The sequence below is a fragment of the bacterium genome (assembly GCA_030654305.1).
Lineage (GTDB): Bacteria > Krumholzibacteriota > Krumholzibacteriia > LZORAL124-64-63 > LZORAL124-64-63 > PNOJ01.
In genome coordinates, this window is sequence record JAURXS010000017.1 from 1 (window position 1) to 2,027 (window position 2,027).

Genomic DNA, 2,027 nt, shown 5'->3' on the forward strand with positions numbered 1-2,027 from the left:
CGGCAGGTACGTGTCCGCCCTGACACTGCCGGGGGCCGGGGCCAGATCGGCGGTCTCGAACACGTTGTAGAGGACAAGGTCGCGGCCGACGATCGCCGGGGCGACCACGTTGACGAGCACGGCGCCGTCGACATCCAGGCGCCCCGCCGTCACGCCGACCAGGACCGAGCCGCGGATGCTGCCGCCGCCGATGCGGCAATCGATCAGCAGGTTGCCGTCCCGGAATTCGGCCGCGCCGGCCGCGGGTGAGGCGAAGAACGCGTGCATCGCACCGGCTTCCTGATCATCGTCGAGGAGCCGGCGGACGCTGGCCCGGTAGTTCGCCAGCGTGCCGTAGTCCCACCAGTAGCAACCGGCGCCCACGTCGACGCAGCCGAACAGCGGCTCCCCGGCGCGGGCGCCGCGGAATCCCGCCACGAAGTCCGCCAGGCGCCGGTAGTGCGCGCGCGACCTCGCGGCCGGCTCTCCCTTGGCCGCCATCATCTCCAGATAGACCGGCTCGGGCAGGGTCATGGGCATCCAGAAATGGGGGTCGGTGTCGAGCTTGGCGGTCCGGGCCGCCAGTTCGGGCGCGAACTCGGCGTCCAGCGCCGCGAGCATGGCCGCCGCGAGGCTGAAGGAGCCGAGGCTCACGCCGATGCCGCCGTCGACGCGCATCACGCCGGCATCGACGAGGGCCACGGCGGCGGCGTGTGAGACCTTCTCCACCTGGACGGCGTCGCCCCCGGGGCCGACGGCCACCAGACCGTAGCGGTCGAGCCCGTCGCGGCGCCAGGCCGCGGCGTCGGGCATGACTCCCAGCTTGGCGAGGATGTCGACGTGGTGCCGGGGCCGGCCCGGCGGCGGTGCGGAGGGGATGAACACCTGGTCGCCCCAGAAGACGCTGAGCCGGCCGCGGCGCAGCGGGGCGTAGACGGCGGTCTGCCGGATCACGGCCTCGAGGATCGTCAGCGGTTCGACTCGGTCCCCCAGACGCACGAGCCCCGGCAGCTTCACCGCCGGCTTGTTGCCGCCTTCGCTGCCGGGCAGCGGGGCGAGCCGGGTGCCCTTGCCCGCCGTGTGGTAGAGACCGAGCGCGGCGCCTTCCCCGAGACGGGCCGCCAGATCGACGGCGTGCCGGTCGCGGGCCAGACGAGCGGCTTCGCGCACGGCGTAGAGCGTGCCCAGGCCGTTCCCGGCGCCGCCGGGCCAATCCTCGTGGATCGCCAGGATCAGGGCGTCCGGTCGGCACACCTGGCCGCGTCCGGCTTCCAGCCGGCGCTGCCAGTAGGCGGCCTGGTCGGCGGAGGTCGTCGAGACGATGATGACGTCCATGCCCGTACCGCCGTCCGCGGTGTCGAGGATGGATTGCAGGTTCGCGGCGATGCTCATCCGGCATCCTCCAGTCCGACCAGGGGCGTGTTCACGGCCGGGCCCCTTCCCCGATCAGACGGCGGTAGAGATCGAGCAGATTGATCTCCTGGCTGCGCCAGTTGTATTTCTCGTGCGCCAGATCGTGGGCGCGGACGCTCATCTGCGGTAACGACTCCCGGAGCGACAGCAACTTGCGCAGGCCCTCGGCGATGCTGTCGGTATCGGTCGCATCGACGGCGATCGCCGCGCCGGGAACGACGAACTCTTCGACGAAGGAGTCCAGGTTCGAGCAGAAGGTCGGCATACCCGCCGCCATGTACTCGTACATCTTGTTGACGCTGCTGTGCCGGATCGACAGGTGGTCCTGCGGGTTCGTGAGCATGTTCACGGCCACGTCGTACTGCGCCACCGCGCCCATCACCTCGTCCGGCCGCACGAGGCCGTGGAACACGACCCGCTCCCCGATCCCGAGCTCCTTCGCCAGCGTCTTGAGCTGCATCTCGGAATCCCGATACCCGAACGCGATCATGTGGAGATCGGTTCCGGGCACCCGCTGCATCGCACGCAGCAGGAGGTCGAGCCGGTTGCTCTGCAGATCGTAGCCGCCGCTGTACACGAGCCGCACCGTGCCGACCGGGGCGGCATACGGCCGGAGCGCGGCGCCACGGTCCACG

Annotated in this window: 2 protein-coding genes; both read right to left on the reverse strand. The window is 71.0% G+C overall.

The features are described from left to right. On the reverse strand, window positions 1-1,371 hold a 1,371-nt coding region (locus Q7W29_00480), incomplete at its 3' end, for a hypothetical protein (protein ID MDO9170289.1). Between the two features lie 31 nt (window positions 1,372-1,402). Beyond that, window positions 1,403-2,027 (reverse strand): glycosyltransferase (locus tag Q7W29_00485; GenBank protein MDO9170290.1); only part of this gene is annotated, 625 nt, incomplete at its 5' end.